18 protein-coding genes and 1 riboswitch are annotated in these 16278 nt (G+C 55.2%); of the genes, 9 read left to right on the top strand and 9 right to left on the bottom strand.

What is annotated here, in order from left to right; all coding sequences use genetic code 11:
* Window positions 1–8: 8 nt before the first annotated feature.
* Window positions 9–1259 (top strand): L-methionine/branched-chain amino acid transporter, encoded by a 1251-nt coding sequence (gene yjeH / locus D9980_RS16700; protein WP_121607891.1) that lies wholly within the window; start codon window positions 9–11, stop codon window positions 1257–1259.
* Between the two features lie 32 nt (window positions 1260–1291).
* On the opposite strand, the gene D9980_RS16695 is transcribed toward yjeH, so the two are convergent.
* Window positions 1292–1567 (bottom strand): accessory factor UbiK family protein, encoded by a 276-nt coding sequence (locus D9980_RS16695; protein WP_024528278.1) that lies wholly within the window; start codon window positions 1565–1567, stop codon window positions 1292–1294.
* Between the two features lie 415 nt (window positions 1568–1982).
* A riboswitch (FMN riboswitch) is annotated at window positions 1983–2144 on the top strand.
* Between the two features lie 111 nt (window positions 2145–2255).
* On the opposite strand from D9980_RS16695, the gene ribB reads away from it, so the two are divergent.
* Window positions 2256–2909 (top strand): 3,4-dihydroxy-2-butanone-4-phosphate synthase, encoded by a 654-nt coding sequence (ribB, locus tag D9980_RS16685; RefSeq protein ID WP_024483050.1) that lies wholly within the window; start codon window positions 2256–2258, stop codon window positions 2907–2909.
* 59 nt (window positions 2910–2968) lie between these two features.
* Here ribB and zupT read toward each other — a convergent pair whose 3' ends face one another.
* Entirely contained in the window at window positions 2969–3736 is a 768-nt protein-coding gene (gene zupT, locus D9980_RS16680) for a zinc transporter ZupT (protein WP_021806868.1), read from the bottom strand.
* A gap of 207 nt (window positions 3737–3943) precedes the next feature.
* Between zupT and ygiD the strand changes: the two genes are divergently transcribed.
* Window positions 3944–4726, top strand: a complete 783-nt coding sequence (gene ygiD / locus D9980_RS16675) for a 4,5-DOPA dioxygenase extradiol (RefSeq protein WP_024483049.1) — start codon at window positions 3944–3946, stop codon at window positions 4724–4726.
* 25 nt (window positions 4727–4751) lie between these two features.
* Here ygiD and D9980_RS16670 read toward each other — a convergent pair whose 3' ends face one another.
* From D9980_RS16670 to D9980_RS16660, 3 genes are all read right to left on the bottom strand, one after another.
* Window positions 4752–5327, bottom strand: coding sequence for a PIN domain-containing protein (locus D9980_RS16670; protein WP_121607889.1), 576 nt, complete (start codon window positions 5325–5327; stop codon window positions 4752–4754).
* The gene (locus D9980_RS16665) at window positions 5327–5788 is read right to left on the bottom strand and encodes a helix-turn-helix domain-containing protein (protein ID WP_024483048.1); all 462 of its coding nucleotides are present in this window, start codon (window positions 5786–5788) and stop codon (window positions 5327–5329) included. The genes D9980_RS16670 and D9980_RS16665 overlap by 1 nt, the downstream gene beginning before the upstream one ends.
* Before the next feature lie 103 nt (window positions 5789–5891).
* The gene (locus tag D9980_RS16660; protein ID WP_059201845.1) at window positions 5892–6902 is read right to left on the bottom strand and encodes a LacI family DNA-binding transcriptional regulator; all 1011 of its coding nucleotides are present in this window, start codon (window positions 6900–6902) and stop codon (window positions 5892–5894) included.
* A gap of 216 nt (window positions 6903–7118) precedes the next feature.
* Here D9980_RS16660 and D9980_RS16655 point away from each other — a divergent pair, with 216 nt between their 5' ends.
* The 5 genes from D9980_RS16655 to D9980_RS16635 are packed head-to-tail and all read left to right on the top strand — an operon-like array spanning window position 7119 to window position 11466.
* Entirely contained in the window at window positions 7119–8885 is a 1767-nt protein-coding gene (locus D9980_RS16655; RefSeq protein ID WP_121607888.1) for a class I mannose-6-phosphate isomerase, read from the top strand.
* A gap of 4 nt (window positions 8886–8889) precedes the next feature.
* Entirely contained in the window at window positions 8890–9318 is a 429-nt protein-coding gene (locus tag D9980_RS16650) for a PTS sugar transporter subunit IIA (RefSeq protein WP_024483043.1), read from the top strand.
* Window positions 9319–9327: 9 nt separating this feature from the next.
* The gene (locus D9980_RS16645; protein ID WP_024483042.1) at window positions 9328–9828 is read left to right on the top strand and encodes a PTS sugar transporter subunit IIB; all 501 of its coding nucleotides are present in this window, start codon (window positions 9328–9330) and stop codon (window positions 9826–9828) included.
* Window positions 9829–9844: 16 nt separating this feature from the next.
* A complete protein-coding gene (locus D9980_RS16640) occupies window positions 9845–10645 on the top strand; it encodes a PTS sugar transporter subunit IIC (RefSeq protein ID WP_024483041.1) in 801 nt (266 codons plus the stop codon).
* A complete protein-coding gene (locus D9980_RS16635; RefSeq protein ID WP_024483040.1) occupies window positions 10645–11466 on the top strand; it encodes a PTS system mannose/fructose/sorbose family transporter subunit IID in 822 nt (273 codons plus the stop codon). Before D9980_RS16640 ends, D9980_RS16635 begins: the two co-directional genes overlap by 1 nt.
* A gap of 46 nt (window positions 11467–11512) precedes the next feature.
* Here the strand turns inward: D9980_RS16635 and D9980_RS16630 are convergent, their stop codons facing one another.
* The 4 genes from D9980_RS16630 to D9980_RS16615 form a co-directional block, all read right to left on the bottom strand.
* A complete protein-coding gene (locus D9980_RS16630; RefSeq protein WP_121607887.1) occupies window positions 11513–12295 on the bottom strand; it encodes a glucose-6-phosphate isomerase family protein in 783 nt (260 codons plus the stop codon).
* Window positions 12288–12851 (bottom strand): glucose-6-phosphate isomerase family protein, encoded by a 564-nt coding sequence (locus D9980_RS16625; protein ID WP_121607886.1) that lies wholly within the window; start codon window positions 12849–12851, stop codon window positions 12288–12290. The genes D9980_RS16630 and D9980_RS16625 overlap by 8 nt, the downstream gene beginning before the upstream one ends.
* 132 nt (window positions 12852–12983) lie before the next feature.
* Window positions 12984–14144: a glutathionylspermidine synthase family protein gene (locus tag D9980_RS16620; RefSeq protein WP_121607885.1), complete on the bottom strand. Its 1161-nt coding sequence runs from the start codon at window positions 14142–14144 to the stop codon at window positions 12984–12986.
* 3 nt (window positions 14145–14147) lie between these two features.
* Complete coding sequence (locus D9980_RS16615; protein WP_024483036.1) at window positions 14148–14807, bottom strand: DUF1190 family protein; 660 nt, start codon at window positions 14805–14807, stop codon at window positions 14148–14150.
* Window positions 14808–15146: 339 nt separating this feature from the next.
* Here D9980_RS16615 and D9980_RS16610 point away from each other — a divergent pair, with 339 nt between their 5' ends.
* On the top strand, window positions 15147–16247 hold the full coding sequence (locus D9980_RS16610) for a glycerol dehydrogenase (protein ID WP_121607884.1): 1101 nt from the start codon (window positions 15147–15149) through the stop codon (window positions 16245–16247).
* The last annotated feature ends 31 nt before the right edge of the window (window positions 16248–16278 follow it).

The following is a 16278-nucleotide window of genomic DNA, read 5'->3' as shown; positions in this document are numbered from 1 at the left end:
GGTTTGCAGTGAGTGGACTTAAGCAGGAGCTGAGTTTAGCGCAGGGCGTTGGGCTATTGTCCACTTCACTGCTGGGCACCGGGGTCTTTGCCGTTCCGGCATTGGCGGCACAGGTGGCGGGCGGCGATAGCCTGTGGGCCTGGCCAATACTGATTGTGCTGGTATTCCCGATCGCCATCGCTTTTGCGGCGTTGGGCCGCCATTTTCCCAGCGCCGGTGGTGCCGCGCATTTTGTCGGCCTGGCCTTTGGGCCACGCATGGCAAAGGTAACCGCTTGGCTGTTCCTCTCTGTGATCCCCGTGGGCTTGCCCGCCGCATTACAAATCGCTGCAGGGTTTTGGCAGGCCACCTTTGGTTGGGATGCCAACGGCCTGTTGCTGGTGCAAATAGTCACGCTAGTGGTGATTTGGCTGCTTGGCACACGCAGCGCCGGTTCCAGTGCCAATATTCAGACCTTGATTGCCCTTCTGGTGATCGCTCTGGTGGGGGCTATCTGGTGGCAAGGCGGTATTACTCCATCCCAAATCCCATGGCCAGCGGTCAGCGATATTTCTCCTCCTAATATGTTCCACGCGTTGGCGGTGATGTTCTGGTGCTTTGTCGGGCTGGAGGCATTTGCTCATCTGGCGACCGAGTTTCGCCATCCAGAGCGGGACTTTCCACGTGCGTTAATGCTCGGGTTGTTGGTGGCGGGAGCGGTCTATTGGGGCTGTACCGTAGCGGTGCTGCACTTCCATGCTTACGGCGAACATCAGGCGGCGGCCGCTTCATTGCCGGGGATCGTGGTGCAACTGTTTGGCGAACATGCGCTGTGGATTGCCTGCATCATCGGCTATCTGGCCTGTTTTGCCAGCGTGAATATCTACACCCAGAGCTTTGCCCGCCTGGTCTGGTCTCAGGCCCAGGAAAAGCCTGCTAGCGGCTTAGCCAAACTCTCTGCGGGCCAGGTGCCGGTCAATGCATTGAGCGCGGTGGTCGGTTGCTGCCTGCTGTTCACTTTGCTGATCTATACCCTGAAGCTGCCGCTGGATACGCTGCTGGTATACGCCAATGGCATTTTCGTGCTGATTTATCTGCTGTGTATGTTGGCGGGTTGGCGGATCTTGCAGGGGCGTTCGCGGTTGATGGCGATCGTTGGCTCCGCGTTGTGCTTGTTATTGCTGGTGATTATCGGCTGGAAAAGCCTGTATGCGTTGGCGATGTTGGTGCTGATCTGGCTGGTGCTGCCGCGTAAAACGCAGGCGGTGGTCTCCAAGTAATAAGGGCGCATTGATGCGCCCCGTACAACAACTTATTCGTCTGCTGGCTTGGCTACCGGCGCGGTGTTCAGCTTGCCTTCCAGCTCGGTCAGACGCTGTTCCAGCAATGCCAGCTTTTCACGGGTGCGCAGCAGGACTTGAGTCTGCACGTCAAATTCTTCGCGGTTAACCAGATCCAGACGGGTCAACTGCGCTTGCAGCACCTGACGGATTTTTTTCTCAACGTCTTCCCCGAATTCACGTACGCCTTTAGGCATCGACTCTTGGACCTGGCGTGCGATCTGTTCAATTTTTTTCGGGTCAATCATGGCGTTTCCCTTTCTGATATTTGGTGGCTGGATTTAGGCTGTGTCCCTCAATTGCACGTGAGCGCCGCTGGAGGTCATTTGGACGCGTGGCAAGGCACGAGCCGTGCAGTTTGGTGGGCCCAAATAAGCGGGGAGAAACGCAGATACGCGTTCAAATGGCCCCAGCCCGAAGGGTCGCGCCCCAAAAGCCCGTACTCTGCGTTGTCGGGTTTGAACTTAGACCCACTAGGCCCTGCACCCTTCGCCTTGATTACGGGCTTTTGTGTCTGCGACGGCGCCACGGTCAATTGAGGGACACAGCCTTAGTGTAATGCGAGTTGCTCGCTGGATAAACCATTACCGTGTTTGCTGCGCGATCCCTCATTACGCGACCGGATGGCTTGAAACACTAAAGCGATGGGGTTATAGTCGAGATGCTTATTCTCAGGGCGGGGTGCAAGTCCCCACCGGCGGTAAATCACCATTCACGGTGAAAGCCCGCGAGCGCTCAACCTATCTCTCAGGAGTGGGTTAGAGGTCAGCAGATCCGGTGTAATTCCGGGGCCGACGGTTATAGTCCGGATGGGAGAGAGTAACGACACCTGTCGGGCGTATGCCCCGCTTGCGTTATTTTTTTGGCTATTGGCATAGCCACTCCTCAAGATCGCCCTGGTTCTGGTAATCCATAATTTTAATGAGGTTTTTTACCATGAATCAGACTCTACTTTCAGATTTCGGCACGCCGGAAGAACGCGTTGAACGCGCTCTTGATGCACTGCGCAACGGGCGCGGTGTAATGGTGCTTGATGATGAAAACCGTGAAAACGAAGGTGATATGATCTTCGCCGCAGAAACCATGACCGTTGAGCAGATGGCACTGACCATTCGTCACGGTAGCGGCATTGTTTGCCTATGTATCACTGAAGATCGTCGCCAGCAGCTTGAGCTGCCGATGATGGTCACCAACAACTCCAGCCAGTTCCAGACCGCCTTTACCGTAACGATTGAAGCGGCGCAGGGCGTGACCACTGGCGTATCGGCTGGCGATCGCCTGACGACCATCCGTGCGGCCATTGCAGACGGTGCCAAGCCAAGCGATTTGAACCGCCCTGGCCACGTGTTCCCACTGCGTGCTCAGCCTGGTGGCGTATTGAACCGCCGTGGCCACACCGAAGCGACCATCGATCTGGTCTCAATGGCCGGTTTCAAACCCGCTGGCGTGCTGTGCGAGCTGACTAACGATGACGGCAGCATGGCGCATGCGCCGGAAGTGATCACCTTTGCCAAGCAGCATGACATGGTGGTGCTGACTATCGAAGATCTGGTGGCTTACCGCCAGTCGCACGAAAAGAAAGCCAGCTAAGTCGCTGACTAAAATGAAAAAGCCGCTTATGAAGCGGCTTTTTTTGTGCTTAAAATTCTTTAGCCGATGCCACCGCTTTGCAACAGCGTCAGGCTAAACCCCATCACCGCCATGCCGCACAGCACGCCATAGCTTGGGTTATTGTGTGGGTCGATCTCTTTGGCCAAGGGCATCAATTCATCTACCGACAGCGCCACCATAATCCCGGCTACCGCAGCCATAATCGACGCCATCACCACCGGTGAAACCATCGGGCCGAGCACCAGGAAGGCCAGTACGCCACCCAGAATTTCTGCCATCCCGGAGATCCCGGACCACAGTAGCGCTTTAGTTTTGGAGCCGGTTGCTGCATACACCGGCCCGGCGACTGCCAACCCTTCTGGAATATTGTGGATGGCGACCGCGAGCGCAATGCCCATCCCCAGTTCCAGATCGGCGCTGGCGGTGACAAAGGTGGCAATCCCTTCCGGGAAGTTGTGCAGGCTGATGCCGAGCGTCAGCAGCATGGCGGTGCGTTTCAGGTTATGGGGCTTGATGGGCTTTTGCACCAGGTCTTGCGGGTGCTGGTGTGGCAGCATGCGATCCAGCGCAAAGTAACCTAACAGCCCGAGCATAAACATGCCGTAGCCAAGCATGGGTGACATGCCGACGGTGTGCAGCGCAGCGGGCAGCATTTCCATCAGCGAGATCAACAGCATAATCCCTGCGGCAAAGCCGAGCGCAAACGCCAGCAGGCGGTTGGAGGGCTTCTGGCCAATAATGCCGAGCAGGGCACCGACAAAGGTAGCGCCCCCGGCTAACAAGGTCAGGATCAGCGGTACAGACATGCATTCTCCTTGTATGCCAATAATATTTATCAGTTTCTGATACTAACAGAGCCAAAGCATAAATCGAGTGGATTTGGCTGATGGTTTCAATCGCTCCAGCCATTCAAATTTCTTGAAGATCACCATCAGGGTTATCCGGCTGCCTTGGTAGGGCAAACAGCGTAATGTAGTCAGCAGAACACTTGTCATGCTAACCAAGGATATTTTATGACCACCTCTCGTATGCCTGCACTCTTTCTTGGTCACGGAAGCCCGATGAACGTGCTGGAAGAAAACCGCTATACCCAGGCCTGGCGTGCGTTGGGTGAGCAATTGCCACGGCCAAAGGCGATCGTTGCTGTGTCTGCCCACTGGTACACTCGTGGGACGGCAGTAACGGCGATGGAACATCCAAAAACCATTCACGATTTTGGCGGCTTCCCGCAGGCGCTGTTTGATACGCAGTATCCGGCACCGGGTTCACCAGAGCTGGCGGCAGAGCTGCAAAGCCTGTTGGCCCCGGCGCAGGTGATTGCCGATACCAGTGAATGGGGTTTGGATCACGGCAGTTGGGGCGTGCTGATCAAGATGTACCCGCAAGCCGATATCCCGGTGGTGCAACTGAGCATCGATGGGACTCAGCCAGCGGAATACCATTTTGAGCTGGGCCGTAAGCTGGCGGCGCTGCGCGATCGTGGGATAATGATCGTGGCCAGCGGCAACGTGGTGCATAACCTGCGCATGGTGAAATGGCAGGGTGACACCAGCCCGTATCCTTGGGCGGAGTCATTCAACCAGTACGTACGTGATAACCTGGATTATCAGGGCGAACATCACCCGCTGGTGAATTTTATGCAGCATGAAGGTGCAGCGTTGTCGAATCCGACGCCAGAGCATTATCTGCCGTTGCTGTATGTATTGGGCGGCTGGGATGGTAAAGAGCCGATCTCGGTACCGATCGATGGGATCGAAATGGCCGCGCTGAGCATGCTTTCGGTGCAGATTGGTTGATATAGAAGCCCCTTTGCGGGGCTTCTTATAGTATGAACTTGTAGTCTTCCAATGCCTTAACCGTTTTTGCCATCTCAATTTGAGCGAGTGAAGCTAGAAAACTATCCGCTGTCATGGGGGGATTCTTCAGTGCTTGCCTTAGATTGGTCACCGCCTCGAGTGCTAACGCATGGTTAAGATCAATAAGGTCTGACACGAAGTCGTCAGGATGTATGGCTTCGATACCAAAAGTCGATAAATAATCTACCGGAAAGTCTTTAAGGTTATAAGTGACGATGACCTCAGCGTTTGCAATTATTGCAGCTGCCAGAACATGGCGATCGTCTTGGTCAGGTAACCTAATGCTGTCTACCAATTGTTCGTGGCCTATCACATTCGCATCCGGCATTGCCTTATCCATTAGAGCATGAACGCGATCCAACTGCTCGGCCTGCAAATCTCGCCGATTAACCAGTAGATTACGCTTCCACTCGTCGTGGATTTGCGCTGTCCATTTGGGCTGATAAAGACCTCTTAGGCCTAAATGCATCAACAGGTCTCGCAGTCTTGCTGGGTAAAGCACACAAGCGTCAAGCAATGCTGGGTAAGGCGAATGCGTCATTAATAGATATCCATATCCTGTGAAAGACGAGTCAGTTCATCCATTGCTGCAGCAGCTTCGATGTCTCGCTGCTCTTTGTAGGCCATAAGGTCTGCAAAGCGTATGCGGCGATGACGCCCTGTTTTATGGAATTCGATTTTGCCTTCTTCTAGCATTTTCACAACATGCGGCCTGGATACATTAAGTAAATTGGCGGCTTCTTGGGTAGTCAATTCCGCATGAACGGGCACAACCTGAACAGCGTTCCCGTTTGCTAGTTCTCCTAGTATCTCAACGAGCATTTTCACCGCAGAAGGTGGAACCTCAATAGAGTGTTCATTTTGCTCATCGTCTCTGATCGAGAAGTGGCGAATATCTAGTTTTGTTGCCAACATCGCCGATAAATCTCGATAACCTTTTTGGGCAATCTCTTTTTCTTGCACACCAGGCAAGTTGATTTTGGAAAAAGTTGCACTGGTCATAATGGCATGTCTCTCTGATTTCTATAGCACGAAATACAATATATTCGAAATAATCGAAAATCGCAATATTCGAAACGCTTGCTGAAGCTCTACAAAAACCCTATTACCCCCCGTAACCGCAGGACTCACGGATCACCAGCGAAGGCGGCAGAATGATGCGCTTTGGCGGTTCATCGTTACCCTGAATGCGGCTATACAACAGTTCCCCGGCCTTGCGGCCAATCTCGCGTGAGGCGACGGATACCGTGGTCAGCCCCGGCTGTACCAGGGAAGCCTCGGTAATATCGTCAAAGCCAATCAGCGCAAAGTCGCGGCCTACCTGGCGGCCAAGTTTGCGTAAAGTCTGCATAACACCCAGCGCCACGATGTCCTGATAGCATAATGCGGCGGTGATCTCCGGGTACGCCGTAAACAGTTGCTCTGCGGTTTTAGCTCCGGAGCTTTGGCTAGCCTCACTGCAAACAATCCATTCCCCGTTGACCTGAATACCCCTTTCCAACAGCTTGCTGGTATAGCCACCCAGGCGTTGCGCGCGCGAGGTGGAACTGACCGAACCACCAATAAAGGCGATATGCCGATGGCCCAGATCCAGCAGGTGCTGCGTGGCTAGCTGAGTGCCCAAAAAGTTATCGGTACCGACAAAGTCAAAATGAGCGTCTGCAACCGGGCGAACCACCATAATGGCCGGGATCTTGCGGCGTTTGAGTGTTTCAAAAAACAGTGGTGGCGTTTGGCGTGCGGAGCACAGCACCATGCCACTGGCATTGTTCTGCAACAGCGAGTCGACAAATTTTTGCTGTCTGGGGGCAGACTCTTCGCTGTTAGCCAAAAACAGCATGAGCTGGTGGCGCTCCATCTCCTGGCTCAGCCCGGCGGTCATTTCCGCATAAAACGGGTTGGTGATGTCGTGTAGCAGCAGGCCGACCTGATTACTGCTGCGATTGCGCAGGTTAGCCGCGGTCTGGTTATAGACGTAGCCTAGCTCATCGATGGCGCTCAGTACGCGCTTGCGGGTTTCATCCGAGATGCGACCACGATTACGCAATACCATGGAAACCGTGGCGGTGGAGACTTTGGCTTGGGCGGCGACGTCGGCCAGCGTGATGGTGCTCATTTCATATCCTGTTTGCAGGCGGGATCTGCCATTAAGGTATAACGATTAACCTTATTCTGGCAATTGATGAAAATAATTTGTGATGCCCATCGCAATAATTTGGGTTTTAGTCCGCTTTATCGCCGTTTTTTGAGGTTAATCCCGTTAACCACGCTGTTTAAGATTGGGTTAATCGATTAATCTTTTATTATGTTTTCAGCGCATAGGCAAAAGATCATGTCCGAGCAACATCGTAAAGCAAACTATGACAAATACCCGGAACTGGTGGTGCAGGGGTTTGACCGCGCAGCTTGGCAAGGTTGGCCAGCCGTGGTGCAGGCCATCAGCAGCCATATCGCTGCGCAAGGATTGGCGAAAACCGTGCTGGTAGTGGATTGCTATCATGGTGTGGATCTGGGGGAACTCAAGTCACAGCTGATCGATCCTTTGCTACCCGCTCTGGCGCTGAACGCAGAGCAGGCCAAATATGATGAAAGCCATATCCACGCGATGATCGAGCGTAATCTGACAGATGACCGGGTCTTTGGCGTGTTGTCCTGCCACGAAATGCCGGAGTTTTTTGCCGATGAGGCCGTGCAGCAGCAGCGTGCGGAAATCGCGGCTGTCGAAAGCGGCTTGGTGGTGGTGTATGGGCCAGGGGCGGCACTCATCGCCGCAGGGGATGTATTGGTCTATGCCGATCTGGCCCGTTGGGAGATACAACAACGTTTTCGCCGGGGCGAGTTGGGCAACTGGGGCGTTGCCAACCTGAATGAAGACGTACTGCGCCGCTATAAGCGCGCGTTTTTTGTGGAATGGCGGGTCTTCGATCGTCATAAAACCCCCTTGTTGCAACGAGCCAACTTTGTACTGGATACCAATCAGGCCGGTTCACCCAAGCTGGTAGCCGGTACCGCGTTCCACGCCGGGTTGCAACAGGCCACTCAGCAACCGTTTCGCGTAGTCCCGTTCTTTGACCCCGGTGTATGGGGCGGTCAATGGATGAAGCAACAGTTCGATCTCGACCCGGCGGCAGCCAACTATGCATGGTGTTTTGACTGCGTGCCCGAGGAAAACAGCCTGCTAATGCGGTTTGGTGACGTCCGGGTCGAGATCCCCTCACAGGATTTGGTGCTGCTGTATCCTCGCCCTCTGTTGGGTGAACGAGTACATGCCCGGTTCGGCGCTGAATTCCCGATCCGTTTTGATTTCCTGGATACCGTCGGCGGGCAAAACCTCAGCTTCCAGGTGCACCCGATTACCGAATATATCCAGCAGCATTTCGGCATGCATTACACCCAGGATGAAAGTTACTACATTCTGGCGGCGGAGCCGGAAACCAAGGTTTATCTGGGCGTGAAAACCGGCACCGACCCACAGGCTATGATGGCCGATCTGGCTGCTGCTCAGCGGGGCGAAAAAGCCTTTGATGATGAGAGGTTTGTTAACCAGTTCCCGGCCAACAAACACGATCACTTCCTGATCCCGGCGGGAACGGTGCATTGCTCTGGCGATGGGGCAATGGTGCTGGAAATCAGTGCCACGCCTTATATCTTCACCTTTAAACTTTGGGACTGGGGTCGCCTGGGGCTGGATGGTTTACCGCGCCCGGTGCATCTGGAGCATGGCGAGCAGGTGATCGACTGGCAGCGTGACACAGCCTGGGTGCAGGAGCACCTGGTAAACCGTATCGAGCCGGTGGCCGAAGGGCCGGGCTGGCGGGAAGAGCGCACCGGCCTGCATGAGCGTGAATTTATTGAAACTCGTCGCCATTGGTTCAGTGAACCGGTGTTGCACCATACCGAAGGGCGGGTGAACGTGCTGAATCTGATCGAAGGGGAAGAGGCCGTGGTCGAGAGCCCTGAGGGCCGATTCGCCCCGTTTGTGGTGCATTATGCGGAAACCTTTATCGTCCCGGCGGCGGTGGGATCTTATCGTATCAGCCCTTATGGCAGCAGCCAGGGCAAAACCCTCGCCACCATCAAAGCCTGGGTAAGGGGATAAACCGATGTTGAAAGTGATTGTGATCTCGCATGGCCCACTGGCTGAGGCTCTGATGACCAGCGCCAGCATGGTTTATGGCGAGTTGCCACACACCAGTTATGTCAGCCTCGATGAAACCGGTGGTATTGAGGCTTTCAAGCAAGATTTTGCCACCGAACTGCAGCGGGTTAGCTCCGGTGCCGATGGTGTGTTGGTACTGTGCGATTTGCTGTGTGGCACCCCCTATAACGTGGCCTGTCGCCATGCGTTTGACCCGAATAACGCCGTGCCAATAGCGGTGGTGACCGGGGTGAACTTCCCCATGCTGTTGATGAGTGCCGACTTGCTGGAGGGCGTGGATGTGCAGCATGCCGCACAAGAGTTGGTGGCGCAGGGGGGCGAAACCATTGTGGTTGCCCGCCCGGCGCAAGCAGCACAACCGGACGATTTCTGAGGAAAAATCATGGCGATTTCATTTGTACGTATCGACGATCGGGTGATCCACGGCCAGCTGGTTACCCGTTGGGCGAAGGAGCTGCCCTGCGACGGGATTGTGGCGATCGACGATGAGGTAGCGGCAGATCCGCTGCTGTCATCGGTGATGAAAGGAGCGGTACAGGACACCAAGGTGTGGTTGTTCACCGTGGCACAGGCGATAGAAAAGCTGCCGAAGGTGATTGCCAGCGACAAGCAATACTTCGTGATCGGTAAATCGCCGGTCACGCTGCGCAGGCTGTTGGAAGCCGGTATCGATTTAAACAACCGTAACCAGAAGATCAACGTTGGGCCGATGTCGGCACGGGCACAGACCGTGACCATTGGTCCGAACCAGTCGGTAAATCACGAAGAGAGCGCTGCCTTCGATTTTCTCAGTGAACGTGGCCATGCGATCGAATTCCGTCTGGTACCCGACGCCAGCCATTTCAGCTGGCTAGATGCCAAAAAGAAACTCAAACAGGTCTGACTGACAGGAGTTAACTATGTGGTTTGAAGCGACGCTTATCGGGATACTCTGCTATCTCGGCGCGCTGAGTAGCCCTTGGCTGCTGGGGCTGACCGGAGGCTGGTATATTCTCAGCCGCCCGTTGGTCTCCGGTATGCTGGTGGGGGCGATCCTCGGCGATGTACAGACCGGTATCATCATCGGTGTTGCGGTTCAGGCGGTGTATATCGCCATGGTAACACCAGGAGGATCGATGCCGGCCGATCTCAACTTTGTCGCCTTCCCGGCGATCGCTCTGGGGATACTTTCCGGCAAGGGGCCGGAGGTGGCGGTCGCACTGGCGGCGACTATCGGCATCATGGGCACCGTGCTGTTCAACGCCATGATGGTGCTCAACTCCTATTGGAACCACCGTGCGGATGTGGCGGTAGAGCAGGGAGATGAGCGGGGGATCTATCTTAACAGCGCCATTTGGCCGCAGGTGACCAACTTCCTGCTGCGTTTTGTGCCGACCTTTATCGCGGTGTTCTTCGGGGCGCGCTACATCAACGCCTTTATGGACAGCCTGCCCGCGCTGGTGCTAACCACCATGAACGTGGTCGGTGGCATTCTGCCCGCGGTGGGGATTGCCATTCTTCTCAAGCAGATCATTAAAAACTACAGCATGCTGATTTACTTCCTGGTGGGGTTTATCTGCATCGTGTTCCTCAAGCTGAATATGGTGGCGCTGGTGATTGTTGGCGCGCTGTTAGCGCTGATCCACTACAACTATAAGCCGGAGCCGCAGGTTGCCAGCGCGCAGGCTGGGCCACAGGCCGATGATGAGGATGAATTCTGATGGAAACGCCAACACCCAAACTGAATAAACAGGATCTGCGCCGCTGCTGGCGCGCCTGGATGATGTATAACCTGTCCTCGATGAGCTTTGAGCGCCTGGAGTCTTATGGTTTTTGCCTGAGCATGATGCCGGCGCTGAAAAAGCTGTATCAGGACAAGCAGCAACGTATTGAAGCCATTCGCCGCCATACCTCATTTTATAATACCGAACCGCAGCTGGGCGCGATCGTCAACGGTATGGTGATCGGGCTGGAAGAGAAGCGGGCCAACGGGGAACCGATCGATGGTGAAACCATCAACACCTTGAAAGTGGGCCTTATGGGGCCTGTGGCCGGGATCGGCGATTCCATGTTGCCGGGGATGTTGATTCCCATCCTGCTGAGTATCGGCATGGCGCTGGCCGCCGGTGGCAGCGTGATTGGGCCGCTGTTTTACATTATTGCCTTCAGCCTGATCGTTATCCCTGGCTCTTACTGGCTGTTTATGAAGGGTTATAACATGGGGTCAGGCTCGGTGGAGATGCTGGTCAGCAGCAAATCCTCACGCCTGCGTGAAGCGCTTTCCCTGCTGGGGGTGTTTGTCATGGGCGGCGTGGCCGCCAGCTACGTCAAGCTGGGGACCGGGCTGGAGTTTATCACCAAGGATGGGGTGAACATTCAGCTGCAACACATGCTGGATGGTATTTTCCCTAACCTGATGCCGCTGATCGTAGTGCTGGCTACCTGGTATCTGATGGCTAAGCGCGGGCTTTCACCGGTGAAGGCGATGCTGGGCCTGCTGGTGTTGGCCGCTGCCGGAGTCGCCTGCGGTCTGTTTTCCTGATCCCTCTGCAATATCGGGCACAACCTTTGGTTGCGCCCGTCTTCCATCAAGGTTCAAATCTCTGCCATTGTTCCGCTACGCTGCCCGGCTTGGAAATAAACTGGAAGCGTGCCGGGTCCGCCTCAAATTGCGCATAGAGCGGCTCATCGCTCAGACCAAACTCGGCGTAATGCCGTGGCCCGATGGCGTGCAACCTGCCGGATTGATAATGCGGGTTTTGCTGCCAGACGATGTTATCGCCCTGCAATAATGGATACCATGCCAGCCCTTTGTAGGCCCGTACCGCCTCATACTCAAAGCCGTATTCGCGATCGCACCAGGCGGCAAAGGTTAGCGGCTGATGGGGATCGGCGGAAATGGTGGCATGTGCCCAACCCGGTGGCACCAGCACTTTTTCCCCAGGCCCGGCATGGACGGCAAAGCAGCGGCCAGGGTCCCGCTCGACCCGTTCCTGCATATAGATGATCGCTTTACCCTGCCAAATTTCGTACAGTTCCGGCGGGGACCAGCCGCTGTGCTCGCTGATGCGGTGAATATGCCCTTGGCTGCGTATCGGTTCACGCCCCAGTTGGCCTTTGGCATAGGTCACGATGCCAAACAACAACATGCGCTTTTTTAACTCCGCCAGATGTTGCTGCTTGGCCACGTCCATCACGATGGCGTATACCTGCTTTGGGCCATCACAGTCGGGGTCGCGTAGCGAAGGGCGGATTTGATCCAACGTGCGGATCTCTGGCAACGGACCTATCACCTCATCCCCATAGCCAAAACCCATCGGCTCGCGGGTAACGCGCACGTCCAACCCATACGGCAGCATGGAGTCACTCATATTGGGCCTCCGCTTTCCAACTTGCGCCGTCGGCGAACACCCGTAGTTTGAAGCCCTGCGGCTGTAAGGCACTGTAATCATGCCCGGCCACCGTTGGCCAGACCGCTAGCGCCGAGAGCACCTCATCGCCGATGTTAATCAGGCGGTGGGCGGTGAAGGAGGGAATATGGTGGACGCTGCCAGCAAACACTTGCTCAAGGATGCAGTCACCGTCCTGATGTTGCAGCAAGAGCAAGCCCTTACCGCGCAGCCCGAAGTAGAACTCGGCCTGTTCACGGCGCTGGTGGAAGTGCCCACGGGTCATAAAGAACTCGTTACCCACCTTGCCCGCCTGCAGGTGCGTAGTACCAACAAACAGCTCACCTTCCTGCGAGGGAGAAGGCAGCATCTCTACGCTGTAGACGGCAAACTCTGCTGGCATCTCCTGCCAGGCGTGACGATCGGCAAATATCCCCGCGAGGTTGCCCAGGGTCGTGGATTTATGTTGTACATCAGGTGCAGTAAAGCGCCCATCATGCAGGTTTACCTGCGGCGGGATAAGGGAAGTCAGCTTCATATCTGGTAGCTCCGCCCGAGGAGAACAGACGCTTTGAGTATATGAGGTTAATCGATTAATCACCAGCGGAGACCAATAAAAAAGGCGCGAAAAATTCGCGCCTCTACGGTCGAATAGGTTCGACCCTACGGATTAACCAAGAATAATATGCGGGTAGAAGCGTGACAGATCCTGGGTGATCAACTCGCGATCTTCACGCAGGCCGATGCCGCAAGGCTGATCGTTGACCAGCCAGCTGCCGATCAGCGTATAGCTGCCTTCAAACTGTGGCAACTGATGGAACTGCTGCACAATCATGCCTTCTTCGCCGTATGGCCCATCTACGCGCGCTACTTCCTGACCGTTCTGGACGATCTGGATGTTGGCACCCTCGCGTGAGAACAGCGGCTTGGTGACGTAATGATCCATCTGCGGATGATCGTCCTCGGCAAAGTAGGCTGGCAGCAGGTTTGGATGATCCGGGAACATTTCCCACAACAGCGGCAGCAGAGCCTTGTTGGAGATAATGCTCTTCCAGGCCGGTTCCAGCCAGCGTACGCCAGCGTCTTCCAGCTTGGTGGAGAACATCTCGCGCAGCATAAATTCCCACGGATAGAGCTTGAACAGGTTACTGATAACCTGATTTTGCAGATCGGTGAACTGGCCTTTCTCGCCCAGGCCAATCTCTTCCATAAACAGGAATTCGGTCGGCAGGCCCGCTTCCAGCGCGCAATCTTGCAGATATTGCACCGTACCGCGATCTTCCTCGCTGTCTTGGCAGCAGGCCAGATGCAGCAGGCTAAAGCCGTGGTTGGCTTGCAGATCGGCGAAACGTTCGATCAGTTTTTCTTGCAGGCTGTTGTACTGGTCGGCGGTGGGATCCAGCTTGCCGGCGTTGATCTGATCTTCCAGCCACAGCCATTGGAAGAATGCTGCCTCATACAGTGAGGTTGGCGTATCGGCGTTATTTTCCAATAGCTTGGGCGGATTGATGCCGTCATAGGCCAGATCGAGGCGTGAATACAGCGAAGGCTGATTAGTGCGCCAGGAGCTGCGAACGAATTCCCAGGTGTGCTTGGGGATGCAGAATTTGGTCATCAGTTGATCGCTGTTGACCACCTTATCAACCACCTTCAGGCACATTTGGTGCAGTTCGGCGGTGGCATCTTCAATCTCTTCGATCTGCGCCAATGTGAATTGGTAATAGGCATCTTCACACCAGTAGGGTTCGCCGTACATGGTGTGAAAGGCGAAACCAAATTCGGTGGCTTTTTCGCGCCAGTCTGGGCGCTCGCTAATCGCAACGCGTTTCATGTCTTAACCGCCCATGCTGCGTGAGCTGCTGGAGGTGGCGCTGCTGCGTTGCATGCTGGTCTGTTTGGCCACGGACTCACCGAAACCACCACGGGTAACGGTATTGGTCACCGCGGGTTTAGGGGCCATTGCGGTTTTAGGTACCGTCATGGAGCGGCCGCCTGCGGTTGCCGGGCCATAGCTTTTACCGCTGGCGTCAACAAACTTGCCGTTTGCCGGACTGGCGGCGTTTTTAGAGGAAAACAGCGGCTGTTGAGCGTAGCCCCCGCCACCCATCATGCGGCCCATCATGTAGCCCGCCATCAGCGGCATCCACATGCTGCCACTGCTTTGTGATTCTGCGGCCATGCCAGCCTGTGCTGGAGCCTGAGTACATTGTGCTTCGCCGAATTCGGCTACGCAGTCTTCACGAGTGGCGTATTTAGGCGCGGTTTTTTCCGCTTCTTTCAGCGCGTTGTTATACGCGGTGGTGCACTGCTCGCTCATCGACGGGTTGGAGGTTGAACAATCGTCGGCATTTTTATACAGGGAAACCGTCTCATCCGCCTGTTCGCAGCCGGCCAGCATAAACACTGCGCTGATCGCCAAAGCCACGGGGGCAACACGGTAGCTGCGCCAGGATTTGCGGAAGGTGTCTTTGTTGATGTTTTTGGTCCGTTTCATCGATATTTATCCCATCATGCGGGCTGTATTCGCCCTTGCCCAGTAGTGGTCGATAGGATAGGGGAAAGATGCTCAAAATTAAAGCTGAAACACCCGCAGGATCCACTCTTTACGCACTTATACGTTACGGTGTGCGCCAGTTCGCTTTACGGCGCATAACTGCAGCAAAAGCGTTACATAATGGAACGTTTTGCCCGAAGCTACGTTCCATTATGTAACGTTTTTTTCCTTACTCGCCAAGCGGCCGGCAGGTCGTATAGTCAGCAACAGAACAATACGTCGATATCACCATCTGAAATCTGAACGTTATTTGGTTAACGTCCCTACAAGGAGTCAGTTATGTTGAGAATCATTCAATCCCCGAGCAAATACATCCAGGGAGCCAATGCGTTGGCCTCCGTTGGCCAATATGCCAAAGCCCTTGCCGATCATTACTTTGTGATCGCCGACGATTTAGTTATGAAATTAGCGGGCGATACTGTGATGGGCAGCCTGCATCAGCATGGGGTGAAATATCACGCTGGTACGTTTAATGGCGAATGCTGCCGCAAGGAAATCGACCGCCTTGGCCAGGAGCTGAAAAGCCACGGCTGCAAAGGGGTGATCGGCATCGGTGGCGGTAAAACGTTAGATACCGCCAAGGCGATTGCCTATTACCAGCATGTGCCGGTGGTTCTGATGCCAACCATTGCTTCGACGGATGCGCCTACCAGCGCGTTGTCGGTGATCTACAGCGAAAGCGGCGAGTTTGAAGAATACCTGATCTACCCCGCCAACCCGAATATGGTGGTGATGGACAGCGCGATTATCGCTAAAGCGCCGGTTCGCCTGCTGGTGGCGGGCATGGGCGACGCGCTCTCCACCTATTTTGAAGCTCAGGCCTGCTTCGATGCTCAGGCCACCAGCATGGCGGGCGGCAAGTCTACGCTGGCGGCGCTCAATCTGGCGCGCCTATGCTATGAAACGCTGTTGGCTGAAGGAGTTAAGGCCAAGCTGGCTGCGGAGTCTGGTGTGGTCACCGAAGCGGTGGAACGCATTATCGAAGCCAACACCTATCTGAGCGGTATTGGTTTTGAAAGCAGTGGCCTGGCGGCGGCGCATGCCATCCACAATGGTTTTACCGTGCTGGAAGAGTGCCATCATCTGTATCACGGGGAAAAAGTGGCGTTCGGCACCCTGTCGCAACTGGTGCTGCAAAACAGCCCAATGGCACAGATTGAAACGGTGCTGAACTTCTGCCAGCAGGTCGGGCTGCCGATCACCCTGGCACAAATGGGCGTCACCGGTGAACTGACAGAAAAAATCGGCAAGGTGGCAGAGGCCAGCTGTGCCAAGGGTGAAACCATCCACAACATGCCGTTTAGCGTGACGCCGGAAAGTGTACTGGCGGCCATCCTGACGGCAGACAAACTGGGCAGCGCCTGGTTGCAACGAGCATAAATCATCGGGCGCGGTTAACGCGCCCGCTGTT

This window comes from Serratia sp. 3ACOL1 (genome assembly GCF_003668775.1).
Classification (GTDB): domain Bacteria; phylum Pseudomonadota; class Gammaproteobacteria; order Enterobacterales; family Enterobacteriaceae; genus Chania; species Chania fonticola.
Note: the sequence above shows the minus strand (reverse complement) of the source record. Positions and strands in the feature narration are given on the sequence as shown.